Annotated in this window: 7 protein-coding genes; 2 read left to right on the top strand and 5 right to left on the bottom strand. The window is 52.3% G+C overall.

The genetic code is table 11. The features are described from left to right. Positions 1-103: 103 nt before the first annotated feature. Positions 104-775, top strand: a complete 672-nt coding sequence (locus tag KGB24_RS15115) for a class I SAM-dependent methyltransferase (RefSeq protein ID WP_223415937.1) — start codon at positions 104-106, stop codon at positions 773-775. A 352-nt stretch (positions 776-1127) separates the two neighbouring features. Continuing rightward, positions 1128-3845 (top strand): pentapeptide repeat-containing protein, encoded by a 2718-nt coding sequence (locus KGB24_RS15110; RefSeq protein WP_223415936.1) that lies wholly within the window; start codon positions 1128-1130, stop codon positions 3843-3845. Positions 3846-4274: 429 nt separating this feature from the next. Here KGB24_RS15110 and KGB24_RS15105 read toward each other — a convergent pair whose 3' ends face one another. The 5 genes from KGB24_RS15105 to KGB24_RS15085 form a co-directional block, all read right to left on the bottom strand. Further along, positions 4275-8087, bottom strand: coding sequence for an SIR2 family protein (locus KGB24_RS15105; RefSeq protein WP_223415935.1), 3813 nt, complete (start codon positions 8085-8087; stop codon positions 4275-4277). A gap of 312 nt (positions 8088-8399) precedes the next feature. After that, positions 8400-10034, bottom strand: coding sequence for a Shedu anti-phage system protein SduA domain-containing protein (locus tag KGB24_RS15100; protein WP_223415934.1), 1635 nt, complete (start codon positions 10032-10034; stop codon positions 8400-8402). A 648-nt stretch (positions 10035-10682) separates the two neighbouring features. Next, positions 10683-13361, bottom strand: coding sequence for a DEAD/DEAH box helicase (locus KGB24_RS15095; protein WP_223415933.1), 2679 nt, complete (start codon positions 13359-13361; stop codon positions 10683-10685). Beyond that, the gene (locus KGB24_RS15090; RefSeq protein WP_223415932.1) at positions 13358-15355 is read right to left on the bottom strand and encodes a hypothetical protein; all 1998 of its coding nucleotides are present in this window, start codon (positions 15353-15355) and stop codon (positions 13358-13360) included. Before KGB24_RS15090 ends, KGB24_RS15095 begins: the two co-directional genes overlap by 4 nt. Beyond that, a complete protein-coding gene (locus tag KGB24_RS15085; protein WP_223415931.1) occupies positions 15352-16671 on the bottom strand; it encodes a hypothetical protein in 1320 nt (439 codons plus the stop codon). Before KGB24_RS15085 ends, KGB24_RS15090 begins: the two co-directional genes overlap by 4 nt. Between the last annotated feature and the right edge of the window lie 359 nt (positions 16672-17030).

Here is a 17030-nt window from a genome sequence, read left to right as displayed (position 1 = left end):
GCCTGCCGCCTCTCGATACGGGACCGAACAGCGTCACTGACAGGGTTCGCTCCGCGCGCACTTGCCCTATCCTTCTCTCCAACCCACAACTCCGGACATCGACATGCCCGCCCCCGAATCGACCCTTCTCGATAGCTGGCACCACAACGCCCGATCCTGGATCGACGCGATCCGCAGCGGCGCCATCGAAAGCCGCCTCAAGGTCACCGATCAGGCGATCCTGCTGGCAGTGGCAAGCCGTCAGCCCGAACGTGTGCTCGACCTGGGCTGCGGCGAGGGCTGGTTGTTGCGGGCGCTGGCTGAACGGGCGATCGATGGGGTCGGTGTGGATGGCGATGCGACGCTGGTCGAGGCGGCGCGGGCAGCGGGCTCTTCGCCGGTGCATCTGGCGACTTATGAAGAGCTGGTGGAAGCGAAAGTGGACATCGGCAATGACTACGACCTGATCTGCGCCAACTTCGCCCTGCTGCACCAGGACATCATCCCCCTGCTCGCCGCCATGAACGCCCTGCTCGCCCCCGGCGGCGCGCTGGTGATCCAGACGCTGCATCCGTGGAACGCAGCGGCGGGCGACTATCAGGATGGCTGGCGGCAAGAGACTTTCACCGGGTTCAAGGGGCAGTGGCAACCCATGCCGTGGTACTTGCGCACCTTGTCCAGCTGGCTCAATGCGCTGGACATGGCCGGCTTTCAACTGACCGGCCTGCAGGAGCCACAGCACCCGCAAAGCCCTGTGCCGCAGTCGTTGTTGTTGGTGGCTGAAGTGCGGCGGTGAGTCCGCTTGATGGATGTCGGCGGGGGGTTGTTTGGTTGAAGACTCGCTAGCGGATCTCAGGCGATTGCTGCCATTTACGGAAGGCGGCAATCGGCCAAAAGCAGTCATTTGAAGACCCGACGAAGGTGGGAGCGATTCACTCACAGAGCCCATTTGAGCGTGCGCGGGTAGGGATTGCGCAATTAGCTGAATTCAGGACTCTGCAACTTCAGTCAAAAAGTGCTTTCCTGTGGTGGCGTTTTGACTCTGCGCATGACAGTCTTCTACTGTTTTTTTGACAAAAGCCTGATTTCTAAAAAATCATAATTTATCCGGTATTTAGTAAGAATTATCGTTTATAGGAGTAAATACTATGCAAGGAATGGGTGTGGAAGCGACGTTGTCTGTAGTAAAGCCAAAGTCTCTTCTTAAAACTCCACTAAAACTGGATGCAAAAGCATTGGCTGTATCGTTGGCAAAAGGGGTGGGGCATGCTTTGCTCGGAAAGTTTGACGATTTAGCTGATGACGGAGTTGATGCAGCATCAGCAATCGGTTTTGAAAGTAAAACGCCAGAGCACTTACTATATCAGTTATTGCAGCGCTCTACGTTGTCTGCTCTTTCAGGTCTCCTACTCGATTCGAAGGATCAACTGCCAGAACAATATGATATTTCGACACTTGAACCTTTGCTTGAGGGGAAGATCCTTTCTTGCAAGGTGAATAACGATTTTTTTAAGAATCCAGTGAAATTTCCACTTATAAAGTCTATTGCAGAAGCGATATTAATTTGGCTTATGGAGATAGGTGTTTCACAGGCTAAATCAAAAACAATCTCCTTGCGATTGCCGGGGTATTTTCCTCATGAGCTTCATAAAGAGTGGCAATCTAATTCTGCTGCATATCAAGATATAATTGCCTCTTTAAACTCTCCATTTAGTTTGTCCGTTGAGCGTGAGCTGGCTTGGAAACTTTATGATGCTCAATTGCAACGTCGATTGGAAGATTCTGTTTTTGGAGAGCCGTTTGGTCTTCGGCAAATATATATACCTCTTAATGCTTATTATGAGGAGAGCCCAGTAGCTACGGATATTTCAGATGGTCGCGCAAGCAATCGTAAAGTTGTTGTACGACTTAATGAAGAGTTAGATAGGTGGTTGCTTGCATCTAAGAAAGAGGATGCTGTGCGGGCGATAAGTGGGGGGCCAGGTAGTGGAAAGTCCTCCTTCTCAAAAATTTACGCAGCGCATGTGTCTAAGCAAGGTAGCATTAAAGTGCTATTTATTCCTCTGCATTATATTGATCCTGCGCGTGACTTTGTTGATGAGGTTGGTAGGTTTTTGAGTGACGAGGGGATAATTAAGGTGAACCCCCTAAAAAGGGAGGAGCTTACTTCAGATCTTTTAATAATATTAGATGGGCTGGACGAGCTTGCTAGTCAGGGCCGAGCGGCGGCTGAGACTGCGAGAAATTTTGTGCGCTCGGTACAGTTGACTGTTGATCGAATTAATATGAATGGATTGTGCGTTCGAGTTCTACTTAGCGGGCGTGAAGTAACAATTCAAGGCTCTGAGAGTGAGTTGCGTCAGGTAAGGCAGGTTTTGACAGTTTTGCCTTACTACACAGACAATTCCAAATCCAGCCAAAGTCATAGTAATTTTGAAGATCCGAAGTCAATCCTCTCTCAGGATCTTAGAACCGATTGGTGGAAAAATTACGGTGAATTGACAGGGTTGGGCTACAGTGAACTTCCTGAGGATTTAAAGCGTGCAGATCTCGATGAGATTACAGCGCAGCCTTTGCTGAACTATCTCTTGGCTCTCAGCTATTGCAGAGGCAAACTTAATTTTTCGAAGGGTGTTAATCTTAATCAAATTTATGATGATTTGGTTGAGGCAATTTATGAGCGTGGGTATGAGAATGGGCGGCAGCATGGCCCGATAAAGCTTCTGAAAGAAGCCGATTTTTTCTTGATTCTTGAAGAGATAGGGCTGGCTGCATGGCACGGGGATGGCAGGACGACGACGATTAGTGAAATTGAACACTATTGCGAACTAGGTGGGTTGGAGCAACAGCTAAATGTTTTTCAAGAGGGCGCGGAAGCAGGAATAACCTCTTTGCTAGCTGCTTTCTTCTTTAGACAACATGGCTCACGGCCTAAAGGCGATCCAACTTTCATATTTACTCACAAAAGTTTTGGTGAGTATTTGACCGCGCGCCGTCTCGTAAGGGCAATGCGAGAAATCGTAGAAGAAACTAATAGAAGGCAGGGGCGAGGGCGAGGTTGGGGGGATGCAGAGGCGTTGGCGTATTGGGCAGAAATGTGCGGGCCAGCTGCTTTATCTAAAAACATTCATGATTTTTTGCGCTCGGAAGTAAAACTGCTGACTCCTGATGTTATTGAGGCAATGCATAAGTGTTTTGTTTCCTTGTTTAACCATCTGTTGGTAAATGGTATGCCAATGGAGAAAATCACAAGTTTGGTGTCATTTCCTGATGCTTTGTTTCAGGCTCGAAATGCCGAAGAAGCTTTGCTAGCAGCGATGAATGCCTGTGCATTGGCATCTTCTCGAGTAAGCGATATAGTTCACCCTGATAAAGTTACATTTGGAACATGGTTAAAACGCATCCAAGAACAGAGGACTGGCCCTGAACACACCTTGCTCTTATCCTGCATGTCCTGGTTGAATCTTTCAGGTATATGTTTGGACTTGGCAGACTTGTATGCGGCGGACATTTCCAACTCCAATTTTGAAGGAGTATTAGGCTATAGAATTGCATTGGGAAGAGCAAATGCTACTGATACGAATTTTAAGGGTGTAAATTTTAATGATGCTTTTTTCTGTCTCGGAGATTTTGAACGAGCCAACTTTGAAGGTGCTCGATTACAAAAGGCTAACTTCGACGACACCACTTGCACAGAAGCGAACTTTTCCGGAGCGCGTCTGTCGAACGCGACCTTTAACGACGCTACTGTAATGGGTGCGATTTTCACGGGCGCAGATATCACTGACGTTAAATTTGCTACTCATGAACAACCGCGATTCAGAAATGTAAAGAGTAGAGACAAAAACAAAAAAATTGCATTGTAACATTATAGTGCTCGTAATTTTTGTGTTGACTATGTTTGCATGAGCTTGGTGATAATTTAGAGCTTGGGCCTTTAGTTTTGGTCCCAAGCTTCTTTTTTACTAGTCGAGGGATGAGCTAGGTTTTTTGAGACATTATCTAAGGACGATCATCGTGTCAGATAACTCACACTGCAAGATCTCCACGGCAGATGTTCTAACACTGCTCTGGCACAAACAGCACGTTCTGGGCGCGGCAATCAAAGTGATCCGCCCTTGAATTTCTAGGCGAATATGGCTGTCTGCTATTGGTCGAAAGATGTGCGTTACGAATGGCAGTTAATGGCCGTGAGCCGCCTATTACGACAGGCAAAAACCGGCCAAAAGCAGTCATCACGTGATTAGGAAACTACGAGAAATGCAAAGGTGAGTGCTAGCCAAGAAGACCGGGATCTAACTTCGCTCAACAAGTTCGATAAGACGCAAATAGCGTTTATCTGATGCGAGACTAGGTTCAGTTTCCGCAATGAGCGCTAGGATCATGGGCAATTGATAAGGCGGTCGGGTGAGGACTTGAGGTGTCGCTCTGTATATCAAATCCAGCGTCGTTTCAGGAAATAGAGAGGTAATCGGGCTCTCATCTCTCAGTTCTCGAGTGAACCGGTAGAACGGTTGATCATTTGCCTCCACGGGCACCAAAAACTTTTTCACCGCTTCATAAACGACCGGAAAACAATCGCCGGTATCATCAAGCAGGCCGATCCATGCCCTCATTGATGCTGAGGTTCTGTACCGGCGCTCTCTTGGCCAGTCCTCGTTGATTAAAGGGATGACGAGCTCCGTCCAGCCGTTATCGTTTTTCCTTCCAACCTGGCCCAGCCAGAAAATAAACCGGTTCCGAGTATTGTCAGGCATCGCTCGTAAAACCGATCGCATTTCGCCTCTTGAAAGGCCGCTCGACTCATTCGGTTGAAAAATCCGCATGTAACCAAGCCACTGGGCGGCTACATTTGAGAAGTCGCGATCCCATGAGAGTCCTCCGATCCAAGGAAATATGTTGATCAAGAGCGGTTTGATAATCTTTGCCAATGGCGTTCCAGGAACTCGCCCGCAGTGAAGAAAACCGCTCCACGCAGGTTCCGAAGAAGGGTGATCAAATGCCAACATTGGAATTAGGCATTCTTCTGTCCAGTTGGGATCAACGTACATGAGCCAATTCAGTTTGCGGCTCGCTACTGACACGGCATGATCTCCCCCCTCCCCAGGTGCCGTGAGGAGGCGATCGAAGCGAGACTTGATGTGATCTGGGATTAAGGAATCAGCTTCCTGTTTATCTCCTGGGACTGCATGGAAAAGTGCCTCAGTGCACATGCCAACAGGGCCATTCATCGCATGGCTGAGAGTGCGCCTAGATTGTTGAGTAGTTTTTCCACCTCGGCGGACTTCCCCCAAACCGCTCTTCGCTGCATCCGCCCCGCAGCTAAAGATGCCATCGATAATGTGGTCGTATACTGCCCAGCCGAGACCATCATCAATCTCAAGGACCGCGACCAAATTCTTTTCGAGCCATCGGCCCAAGGTATGACGCAGCCCACCGATCACTGCATGTGGGAGTCGTATTAACCTATTCAGGAATACCCGCTTCAGCCTGGGCGATATGTCCGTAGGAAGCTCATTGATCATGGAAGACCAGAGTGCCTCAGGGTAGTCCCCAGTTTTTCCTGCAATAGTGAGTGCAGAGAGCGCCTTTTGCGGACTGATTTTAACCAAACCAGTGAAGGGTCGCCTCTCGGTGAAGCTATCGAAGTCGAGCTTCAGGTCTTCTTTCGCTCTGGAGGCAACTTCGTTTATGGGAAGGTTTATAAGTACATCTGGCTTTTCGTCCGTACCGATCCAACCTCCTCGAGCCCCCAGTTCGATCACCGTCGAGACTGCCCAACCGTCGTTCCAACCTGAAATGCCTTTTATCATTTCAGCAAGCCGTTCACTTCGATCTTCGCTCAGATCGCAGCCCTGTAGTTCAAGATATCGAGCGTATTTGGCAGCCCCCAAGTCCCGCATTGCAGAAAACTCTTCGTCAGACCAATGAGCGCGCTGATCGGGACCGGCAAAGATGCGATCAGTGAGCTGGATTCTACTATCTTGGGAGAACTCTCCCCATCGATCCACCAGTAAGAAAAGAAGCTCTCGATCTACATCAGCGTCCCAGAATACCTCCTGATCTAAGGACAATAGTTCATTGGCAACATAGTCAGCCTCGAACGCGTCGACCTTGCTGAATGCATACAGTTTAAGCTTTCGGAAATAGAACAAATCTGAAACAGGCCAGGTCGTAGCATGTGCCTTGGCCAGTTCTGGCCACTTGGCAGCCATTCGGTCAAAAAGTCGAACGAACCACGTCACGATATCCGCCGAATTTGTTATGTGTTCTTCTCCTTCAACATCACGGCCTGGATAGCAGGTTGGTGTCTGGAAGTAGACAGTCTCGATATCTCCTAGCAGTCCTGAGGCAATAGTTAGCTGCTCCTCTAGGATGCCTACTACCTCTGGCAATAGATCATCAGGCACGTCCAACTCTTCGTTGTGCCGCTCGATGAGCACAACCTCCCACTCACCAAGGTCCCTAAAATGGATTTCCTCCCACCGTGCTAATGGGGGCTTTGCCTTCCCCAAGCCGAACGGCCGCTCGATCTCCAATCGAGGAGTTGAAATCCTCCGGAATTCTCGTAGAACGCTGGCCGTCCAGCCCTCCGTCGAGATTCGCTTTTTGAATTTGAACCAGTCGCCATTCCACTGACGATTAAGGGGACCTCGATGGTATTCGAGGATCAACTGCCAGATATGACGCGCATGCTCGTGGAGAGCCTCCGAATGCTCCACTCGCCACTCAAGCTGTTGCAGTAGTCGTGGATGCAGTCCACTCTGTCGGATGACCCACCAAGCCAGAACAGGGCTATCAATGCACTTGCTCATCCAGGTAATGAGATGACTAAGCCGTTTCGGCGTCGCTTCGTAACCATCAGCCTGACGCCCACATAATCGATGGCGCTCGTGTGGATTATCGTCCTCGTCTCGCCAGACTAGAAGATTGTCGTTGCTGACACCCTGCTTAAAATCATCTTCGGAAAGATCCTTCAGATCGTCATCGAGTGCATAGGCGGTCCAAGGGTCGAAGACTTCATCGTCACCATAGCTGCTGCTCTGGTTGGCTGATCGAACATTCGAATCCATTACGCAAACCCACTCCGGATGAGGCGCGGGCTCAGCCTCCGCAAACAACTTCGCCCCATGCACTGTGCGAAGGACATGTGCAACCTGGCCACGCTCGTGCGGGGCTAGACCCTTTGGATCCTGCTGGCTGTTGGCGATGACGGATTCACGCCATCTACGCGGATCGTCAGCCCGATTTGCCCAGGCGTCCATGCTCTTCCACAGATCCGAGTGTTCGGAATAGGCTATGGCTGTGACACCGCGGTCACGCCATTTGGCTTCGATCTCCTCTGGAAGCCCACGGTCAAACGCATAGAGCCTAGAACGATCATACTGGCCATCATGGTTGAGACCCTGAAGAAGATATTTGATTGGTGGGTCTTCTGCCTGATAGCCGACCAATACGACGGTATAACGTTCGAGCAGGTGCCGGATGAAGTTGGTCGCCCATCCCTCTGAGAGATAGGCACGCCCAAAGTCTGCACTGCTCAGGACGTAGGGATGGGTTTCTGCGGCGGCCTCTGCAAGCCGTCCGTGTAGATACGTGATTCCCTCTATCTTCGATCCGAAGTTCAAGTCGGGGAAAGCGGGCGGCATATGCAGGGCCAGTTTCTCTCCCTTCTCTCCTACTTCGAACAAACGATCGAAATTCGTCGTGACAATCTGTGGCACTCCGCCCTGGCTTGAAGATATTCGCTTGATCAAGCCGTGCTCATGCCCAAAACCTGTGTTTGCCAGGGAAGCACTCAACCGCTCTGTAACCAAAGCGTTAACTTCATTCTTGCCGTACTCAAGTTGAAGGAGGTTAAAGATCTGATCGAGTGGGACGTTCGCTGCCGCAGGTGATTGATCGTCCAGCCACGGTTGAAATGCGGCCATGATTTCTGAATCGCCGGGCGGATCATAGAACTCTATGACATACCGAGTAAGGCCAACAAACGTTGGCATCCCTGATGGAAGTGAAACGCCGGCACCGCACAGAAACACTACGCGACCAGCATCACAACGTTCCAGCAGGATGTCAGGTATGGAGGGACCATCAGGATGAAATTTCATGAATTCAGTATCTCAGTACTGTGCGTAGATTCTAATGCCAGATTGGTGATGGCGCCCGCTTCGATGCTAGAAAGTAGCCCTGAGTAAATGGCTGCTTTTGGCCGGTAGCAGTACGCTTCTGGCCGACAGCAGACCGTCGCGATGAACTGCACTACGCAACGAACCACTGGGCGACTGTTCAAGATAAAAACTGGCATAAAGTTGCCGCAATTCATCAAGTTAACAGAGCGCCACACCACCCAAATCGCAAGTTCGCGCTCAAGCGGTGGGATGGCGCTTTGAAGACCAGTCTGTACCACACCTAGGCTTTGATCATCGCTTGTCGAGCACCTCGATCAAGCGCTGGAAGCGCTCCAGAAGGTCATCGTAAGTGAGAATCTTGATATCTGACTTTGCGTTATGGATCATCAAGGTGTCTTTCTGCTCCTGCGTCAAATCCTTAGAGCGCCCGATCACCACCATACCTTCTGCGGCATAGTTGCCCGCCAGCCACTGTGGCAGGTTACTCGCGTTGTTATGGATCTCCCTGATCCAGTCCTGCACCTGCTGCACTGCGTGGGTCACCTTGTGCCGCTGGCTATTGCGCTTGGTGAATATCTGCGCGCTGTGGGGTTCGAGCTCCACCAGCACAACACGCTTGTCCGATTGGCGGTATTGCAGCACCAGGTCTGCACGGTATTTGCCGATGCGAACTTCGCTGTAGACCGCTGCCACATGGGAATCCAGTACTTGGGTGTGCTGCTTGAGGAAACGGTGAAGGTCTTTTTCACGCGTGCCGACCCGGCCCAATAGCTGGCACAACTCAATGAAGTTGCGCTCAAACCTTGCCGACTGAGAGACCTTTGGCCCAAGCGCTGTTACCTTGCGTTGCAGCAAATGTTGCTTGTCGACGCTGCCCCGGCGCGAGCGATTGTCCCGGCGAGTGACGCCTATGGGCGGTATCAGCTCGCGCCCCCCTACCTCCATTACCTCGGCAAGCGGCTGGTCGAAGGCACCTACAATCACTGCTTTCACCCGCGTCAGGCCAAGCGCCCTGCATGCCATATAGACGATATAGTCATCGTCCATGACCAGCGCGCCGTTCTCTTCGTACAAAAGGATATCGGTGGTTCTAGCATGGGTGATGAACCGGCTAATGTCCTCATCCGGGATACGCAGTGCATAGTCAATGTCCCGAGGCTGCACAATGGCAAGGTCTACCCTGACCCGCGTACACGCCACCTGACCATGGTAAGCACGGGTAATGAGCTGCACCAGGTACGGGTTGTCGCGAGGGCGGTCCTTGCGGTTATCGACGATCGAATTCAGCGGCAGTACCGGATAAAGGTATTTCTTGTATTGATACAGGCATTGCAGAAGGAACATGATGTGCGCCACCTGCACGGCGTACTCGCGCTCGAACCGGACCCAGCCTTCTTCCGTGCACATGGAAATGAATGGCTCCGGTCGAGTGCTCGATAGCTGCAGGTTCAATTGCCCCACCTTGCCAGACAACCCTTCGCGCCCAAAAACCGTAATTTCGAACAGAACTCCGCCATCCACCATTTCCGAGCGCCTGAATAGGACACCACAGGGCCGGCCCTCGAAGGTGGAGGAGACAAAGAACTCGCGATCTAGCTTTAACTTTTCTAGGCGATGAAGATCGCGCAGTACTTCGTCGGGGGTAGGCAACTCCGAATCGGCCACCACCAAATCTTCGTTGATCACGAACATTGCACGGGCTATATCGCCGATTAGGGGATTCTTGCGATAACAGTTACGCACCCAACTGACGATCTCATCGACATCGGGCGTACGATGCTCGCCTTGCACGATTTCACGCAGGGTGCCTTGGCGGACCTGCTGCAGCATGGGTTCGGTACCAGGAGGAAGGTCGTTTTCGCTAAGCGATAGCCTGGTATCCGTTGCCAGCGAACCGTCCATGTAATGTGCTTCCAGCTCTTGCATCCGGGCTTTCCTTAGGTGTTGAACGCAGGGTGCGAAACACCATTAAGGTATCACCTCTGCTACCACCTGCTACATTGCCGACTATCCTTCGCGCTAGGGTCGTAGTTCGGTGAGAGGATAATTCTGAAAGATAGCCGAACCAGCATACAACAGGGGGCGCATCCTCTTTTGGCCGATTGCTGCCTTTCACCACAGTCCGCTATGGGTCGAAAACGGTCTCTCCTGAGCGACTGCTTTTGGCCGTTCTCTGCCGATCGCCACTACGGCGTGTTCTGGTCAAGTCGAATGCAAACGGTTGGTGAGCACGGATGCAATTTACTGCTCAGTGGCAATGCCAATGGCTGGTTAAAGCCATGCAATTACGCACTGACCTCCCGTTTCCTGATGGGAAAAGTGGCCTTAGCAAAACTTAGCAACTTGCGGACATGGGGCTCGACCATTCTCGCGAAGCAAAACCAGGTCTTTTGGCCGAAATATTGACGCGTTTGTAGATTGCTAATATTAGCAATCTGTTCACCTTGCGATGTTGCGCAAGTTGCGCCTGATGAAAAAACAACCCGCAACCCACCTTAACCAAACTTAACGGCTTGCGGACATAGGGCTAGTGGAGGCCTAGACCAACATGGCCTCCTGCAAGCCCACTCAGACTTACTCTGTGGCGAAAAAGCGTGGCGCTGCAGCCGCAATTTCGTCTAAGTAAGACTGTATCTCAGGATCATCCGAGTTGCTCTGTGGGACCACAATACCGTGCAGTTGCGCACGTAAGTTGGCCCAGCGAGTGCGCAGAACCTGCCAGTTATGCTCATCGTAAGTGCCTTGGAAAATCACCGGGCGCACAACAATCCGTGGAATCTCGGCATTACTCTCGATGGCGCGGGCCAGTTGCTGCTGCCAGAAGCTGCCAACCCGATCAACGCGACCAATTTGCTGCTCAACCACGCCGGGGTTCCACTCGGGATGAAGCAAGATCACGGTTTTGCAGGCTTCATGCAGGTTCAACCCCTCGCGACCAACCATTGATTGCGCCACTAGCGCCTTGATTGAGCTGTGCGGACGATTAAATGCCAGTTGCATCATGCGTCGGCTATGTTGGCTCGTGCCGCCGTACATCAAACGGGCAAACGTGCCTTGACTGCTGCCGTACTCATCTTTTAGGCGCTGCTGTAAATGCGGCCACAAGCGTTCAGCTTCCTGCTCATCGAGTTGGCCATCGCCGTCCTGATCGCCTTCATTGCGTTCGCACAAGGCCTGCATCAGATCGGCAAAGGCTTTGGCATAACGCTCAGGACTTAGCAACTGGGCCGACTCACCCAATTGCTCGGTCAGGGCACGGCTAACCAGCGCTAGGCTGTGAGAGTCATCTTCCCCCTCTTGGGCATTGACCAACATGCTGCAAAATGCACCGTAGAGGCTATGCACGCGGGGTTCGAATTGCTCCCGGCGAAAACCCTCTTCGAGCAAACCAGGCAGACTATTGCGCTGGCTTTGCCGGCGCTTTTGCAACTCGCGGTATTGCTCGGCTAATGCGGCGTCCAGGAAATCCAAGCGTAAGCCCGATTGCAACTGCTGATGCGCCGCGCGCACCGCAGGCCAATCGCTCTCATGGGCACCGCCATCAATTTCACCATGCACCTTGGCTTGAGGCCACGATTGGCCTGTCGCGACTGCGCGTAACATGGCACGGGCATTCAGCAGCTGCATTAAACAAGTCAATGGTCGAGTAAAGCGCCCAAAGACCAGGGCTTTTTCACCACGTTCAATGACCTCTTCAATGGCTTCTACTGCTGCCAAGGTCGCCGGATGGTTAAACAGTACCTCATCGCCATTTGTATCTACGAAGGGTTGCTGCATAACCCTGTTCCACCATTGCGCACGCTGCAGGCGTTTGAGCTCTGCGGAGCTTTGCGAGGCTTTGCCTATCGCAGCCGATTGATTATCCGCCAACTCATCGGCTTCGCTGTCTTGCTCGGCAACATAACTGTGGCTATCGATTACAGCAGCGAGACCATGGCCATTACCCATCGTCAGGCGTAAGCGTTTAAGCTGTTCATTCTGACCATCGCGCAGGCCAACAGTCACCACCGACAGGGCTTCGGCCGCGCAAACGGCCTGCCGCCAGGCGGGATTTAGCGTTGCCACATCAATAGCAATGTCGCTCTCCTGCCGATAGGCGTCATGGGACAATTGGGTAGCCTTTACAAACTGCTGTACGGCTTGGTCCTGTCGTTTGTCACGGCGCAAGACGAAAGGCGACAAAGTCTCCTGAAAACTTGCAGCCGCAGCAGTATAGGCGGCTCTGATGGTCGCATCGGTAGGGGTGGCACGGACCTTTTGCACTGCATAGGCATAAGCCGTTACGGAGCTTTCGACGACCTGCAATTGCTCAGGCTTGAGTTCGATACGACGGAGGATTTGCTGCCATTGACTGACATCCAATTCAACTGGAGTCGCAGTCATCGCAAAGCGCCGGACATCATGGGTTGCCTGGATCAAGCGGCCAAGCAGGCCGGAAAGGCCACTGTCGTCATTACGACTTTTGTGCGCCTCGTCGATGACGACCAGATCAAAGTGGCCCAAACCCAAGCCGACTGTTTCTTCGAGGCAGGGACGGAGTATTTCATAGCGTTTGTATTCACTTGCATCCAAGGCGCCCGGCCATGGTGTACGACTTATTAGCGCGTCCATTTGCTGATACAGCGGATGCTGTGGGTCTGCCGGTATGGCGCTACAGATGCTGGCAGCAGCATTTTTTATTGATGTGTACTCAGCCCAGGAATAGTTGAGGGCCTCTTCTTGAAAGTAACCACGCGGAAAACGCCCTTGGGTTCTCTTACGCCAATGGGCATAGACCTCAGGCAGCAATGCCCAGCGCCATACAGCCGAATCTTGACCCAAGCGCCAGTTAGAAAAGCCGTGAGAAACCATGACCACTGATTCAGCAAACCATGGTTTCTGCTCTGCAACCTGCTCCGAATCCCAGGCCGAAATGTATTGCCATAGGCTGCGCAGTAAAGGGGCAGCTTTGACCTCCCCACGGGTTAACTCTTCCTGCCATTGGTAACCCAGTACTGGCGGCACCAACACTGCAATACGGCCACCGGCGGCAACCACTGCTCGGATCACCGCAACGGCGATGCGGGTTTTGCCCATCCCGACTTCATCCGCCACGATTACCCCGTTATCCGGCAATCGTTTGGCCAATGCACGCACACTGGCGCACTGTCCCTGATTTAGCCAAGGGTTTGGGTTTGTACCTGGGTCCTGCTGCTGAACGAGTTCAAGCAACTTGTCTGCAACAACCTGCCATCCTTGAAATTTATGGATCATTGCTGCTCTCCAATCTGGCACAGGTTTGCTACATCCCAGGAGGTCTCGATACGGGCAAGCATGGCAAGATAATCAGCGCCCTCAGGGCTCGACGCCTGCTCGGCAAAATTTGGCAAGAATGCAGCTTGGCGCAACGGGCTTAGAGGGTTGAGGCGCATAGACCGGAATACGCTGATGACTGGATCCTTAGCGACTTGCAGCAGAGACTGTTCTAGCCGCGTGCACCAAGCCAACCAGTCGAGCGGGTGAAGTTCTACCTGCCTGGCAGCTATCTGCTCAATGAGCGCCATCATCCGACGAATCGGGTAGCCGGCAGTGCTGACATCATCCCCTACAGCAGCCCCGGCCTGCCCCGTACTGGCTGCACTCTCTTCGAGCTCATTCAGCGACTGGTCCTCATCCACAGCGGCCTGCGGGAAATTGGCCAGCTGCCACCAGACCTCATCCAGATCCAGTTCAGGCATAGGTGTTGCGGCTAAGCGCCCGGACTCATCGAGTACGGGCACCACAGCGCTATGCACCTGCCCAGCAATTGACCATTGAATTGTCACCACTCGAGGTGGATGACCAAGCCATTGCCACACACCGGACTGCAGGTTGGCGCATCCGGCACCGTTGGCATCCAGCAGCGTTACTGGCACTTCGGTTTGCTCAGGGGCACACAGTAAACTGCCCTCCTCGGCCTCTTGCCAGTTCAGCCATGCAAGCGGCGCGGAAAGCGGGCCATCGTCATGTTCTGGCATGGGCTCACCGGCAGACAATTGCTCAAGCGCGGAAATAACCGTATCCCACTGAACTGGTAGTAGGTTAGTAATTATCCGTGTCGTGTTGGCACCCCCCTCTGCGCGCCAATACAATCCGTCAGGACTAAGCAGTATGCCAGCCTCAAGGTTACCGCCTATATTTGACATCGGGCTGGCAAACCCTGGACCAGTCAAGTTTCCCGACCCCAGGTAAACCCAGGCACTGCTGCAGCGCGAACTGTCTTCCCGGGCGTTGGCGGAGAAAATAAACTTGGCATGCAGCGAACGCGGCGTAACCGAACCAAAAATCTCAGTATTTTGCGCAGCTGCGCGAACGATGTAGCCAGCCGACTGCATAGCACTCAACCCTTCGGCAACGGATTGACATGCTCCCGGGTTAACGAAAACGTCGACTTTAGGGCGAGCAGTTAATAGACCAGAGTCTTTCAACATTGAGGTGATTTTGCTCAGCACCGAGGGCAGTTGCCCTTGGCCATTAACGCCTTCAAAAAAACCCGAGCCCATACCAAGATAATTACGCTTAACGTCGGAGGCATGCTGTTTGATCAAAGGCACCAATTGCGCAAGCAAAGACTGTTTGCGGTTATCAAAATAACGCGAGGGTGCATTCGCCGCGTGACCAGCGACAATACCTAACCAGCCACTCAGCCATTGCATGGACTGCGCTGTTAAAGAAGCTGACTGGTGACGAGATTTGGCATGCAGAATCCGTGTATCGAAATAACCGCTAAGCCACGTTAGCATCTGCCAAGCTGCAGTAATGTCCGTGCAGTTTTGCCCAAGCCAAGCAGGCTGCTGTTGCACTTCCTCACTGCTGCATTCAATGCACGAAACGAGATCAAGCGACTCGGTAACAGTTTGGACCGTCCAGTTACCTGTGGAGACGATCAAGCGCAATAGCCAGCGATGTGGTTCTTTTTCATGGCGAAAGCCCAGCACCGCCACTTTCGCATGCAGCAAAGCAAAGGGCTTTTTTTGTTCTGAAGTGAAGATCAGATGAGCAACCCCTGGAGCGTCCGTCAAGGCGATAGGTGCGTGCGCGGGGTCGAGCATAAGCGCCAATGCCAATTGTCCCTGATGGGCACGCTGTGCGGTGGTTTGCCGGGTGAAACGCTCGGCGGCCTGATCGAGAAAATTGCAATCGGCGGAATAACCACACAACCAACCAAAACTGCCCAAATAGTGATCAGGAGCTTCGAAATGATGCAACAGAGATGGTGTGCTCATCATGATTCTTCACTATGTGGGAGTGGGGCTGCGCTGAGCCATGTATCTAGATCGCCATGCAGGTCAGCGTTCAAAAAGAACAAATTGCTCATGCGGCTCGACATGCCTGTGGGCCATTTCAAACGACGCTGATCAACTTCTTCCGGTGGCGTTTCAGACTCAGTACTGTTAACACTAGGAGCGCCATCGAATGCAGGGCCTGGCAAAACAACGGAACCCATCAGGCGCAACACACGTCCATCGCGCTCCACAAGGTGACGAACAATTGCTGCATCAGCTTCAGCACTGCACTCGCGACAGAACTGAAAGGCCGCGGGCTCGCTATGACCCAACGCCTTGTACGTAGAAGCCAGCTGACGCAACTCAGCGAGTGCCACCAGCACCGACTGCGGCAAGGTTGCGGTGCTCAAGTCAAAAGATCGGCCATTTTGTAAGGTCCCGAGATGCGACTCGAGCGCATCGAGTACCCCTAGACTCTGATCACGCAGCGCAAAAAAGGCAGCGCCAGTTCGTAGGTCATGCCAATGCTCATCATCGAGCATGGTTGGGCGGCTATTCCAACTGAGAGCTTGCTCCGGTTGCTGACGCAGCCCTTCAACCCATTGCAGGGCTTTACGCCGGCGTAGCTTGCTGGCATGCGGCTCACTTTCGCCACCGCTGTGTAGCACATCGGTAAGCAGGCATCGTAATGGTTCATCCATAGGCTCAAGTGGTGATAAGGCCTTATAAAAAAAAGCCTTATAACGCCCGGTATGCGCCTCACGCCTACCTTGGTTCCAGAGGTAAATATGATCGAAGATTTCCCGGCCATAGCCGCCATTGGGTTTATCGCCCAAATCAAATCGGCGTAAGCAATGCTCACTGAGTTGGTACTGGTTAAAACGTGTCGCATCCGACTGCACCAAGCCCAATACAGGCAGCACCTGCACCGTTGCCATACGCATTGGCTGGGTCACATAAAATCCAGGTTTGGATACCGATTTGAAGGATAAATCGCTGACGCCTCTAAGCTTGGTAGCGCCGCGTAGGCGTGAATCGGTCTGCCATTTATTGCCATCAAGTGCTAGCCAGCAAGCTAAGGCTTCAATTGCATTTGCGGCCTTAATGTTGGCGCTTTTTTGCCCCGTCGCTTGACTTCTACCTGCCAGGGCAATACCTAAGACCGCATACCAAAGCTGTTTCCCGTACCAGACACCTCCAATCCCAGGCACCGCCTGCTCATTAAAAAATCGAACCGTTGCCCCCAAACCTAGAGTGCGAGCACGCCGTGCACTCACCACTGTGTCAGGCCCCAGCAAGCCCCATTTCATTCCATTCATTTCAAGGCCTTATTCGAGGGAGTTCAACATCACAGCCATCTGCTCACGCATATCTATCAGATACGATGGGTTGACCAACGCAGCCAATTGCTCTCGCGTCTCGTCCATCGATGAGACGGCTCCAAGTCTTTTCAAAAGGTTTTTGCTATTGCCAGTCATGAGCAAATCTCTGTCTATTCAGCTGTATTCGCTAGAGATATCTATTGAGTAAGCGGATCAATATTGAGTACGTCAGCCAAGTTTTCTGGACTGAGTGGGCAGCGTCTGCATCCTTGTCAGGGGCGGACGGTGCAATACGCGAAAAGGGTAAATTTTCACCTGACTGTACGCGACGAGCCAGATAGACGCTGACAAAAATG

This window comes from Pseudomonas sp. BF-RE-25 (assembly GCF_019956105.1).
In the GTDB taxonomy this organism is placed as follows: Bacteria; Pseudomonadota; Gammaproteobacteria; order Pseudomonadales; family Pseudomonadaceae; genus Aquipseudomonas; species Aquipseudomonas migulae.
The sequence above is the reverse complement of the archived record's forward strand: the minus strand, read 5'-3'. Positions and strand labels throughout refer to the sequence as shown.

Excerpts from the sequence above, each read along its gene's own strand:
- KGB24_RS15110 (WP_223415936.1), top strand. The coding sequence starts at position 1,128 with ATGCAAGGAATGGGTGTGGAAGCGACGTTGTCTGTAGTAAAGCCAAAG.
- KGB24_RS15105 (WP_223415935.1), bottom strand. The coding sequence starts at position 8,087 with ATGAAATTTCATCCTGATGGTCCCTCCATACCTGACATCCTGCTGGAA.
- KGB24_RS15090 (WP_223415932.1), bottom strand. The coding sequence starts at position 15,355 with ATGATGAGCACACCATCTCTGTTGCATCATTTCGAAGCTCCTGATCAC.
- KGB24_RS15115 (WP_223415937.1), top strand. The coding sequence starts at position 104 with ATGCCCGCCCCCGAATCGACCCTTCTCGATAGCTGGCACCACAACGCC.
- KGB24_RS15095 (WP_223415933.1), bottom strand. The coding sequence starts at position 13,361 with ATGATCCATAAATTTCAAGGATGGCAGGTTGTTGCAGACAAGTTGCTT.
- KGB24_RS15100 (WP_223415934.1), bottom strand. The coding sequence starts at position 10,034 with ATGCAAGAGCTGGAAGCACATTACATGGACGGTTCGCTGGCAACGGAT.
- KGB24_RS15085 (WP_223415931.1), bottom strand. The coding sequence starts at position 16,671 with ATGAATGGAATGAAATGGGGCTTGCTGGGGCCTGACACAGTGGTGAGT.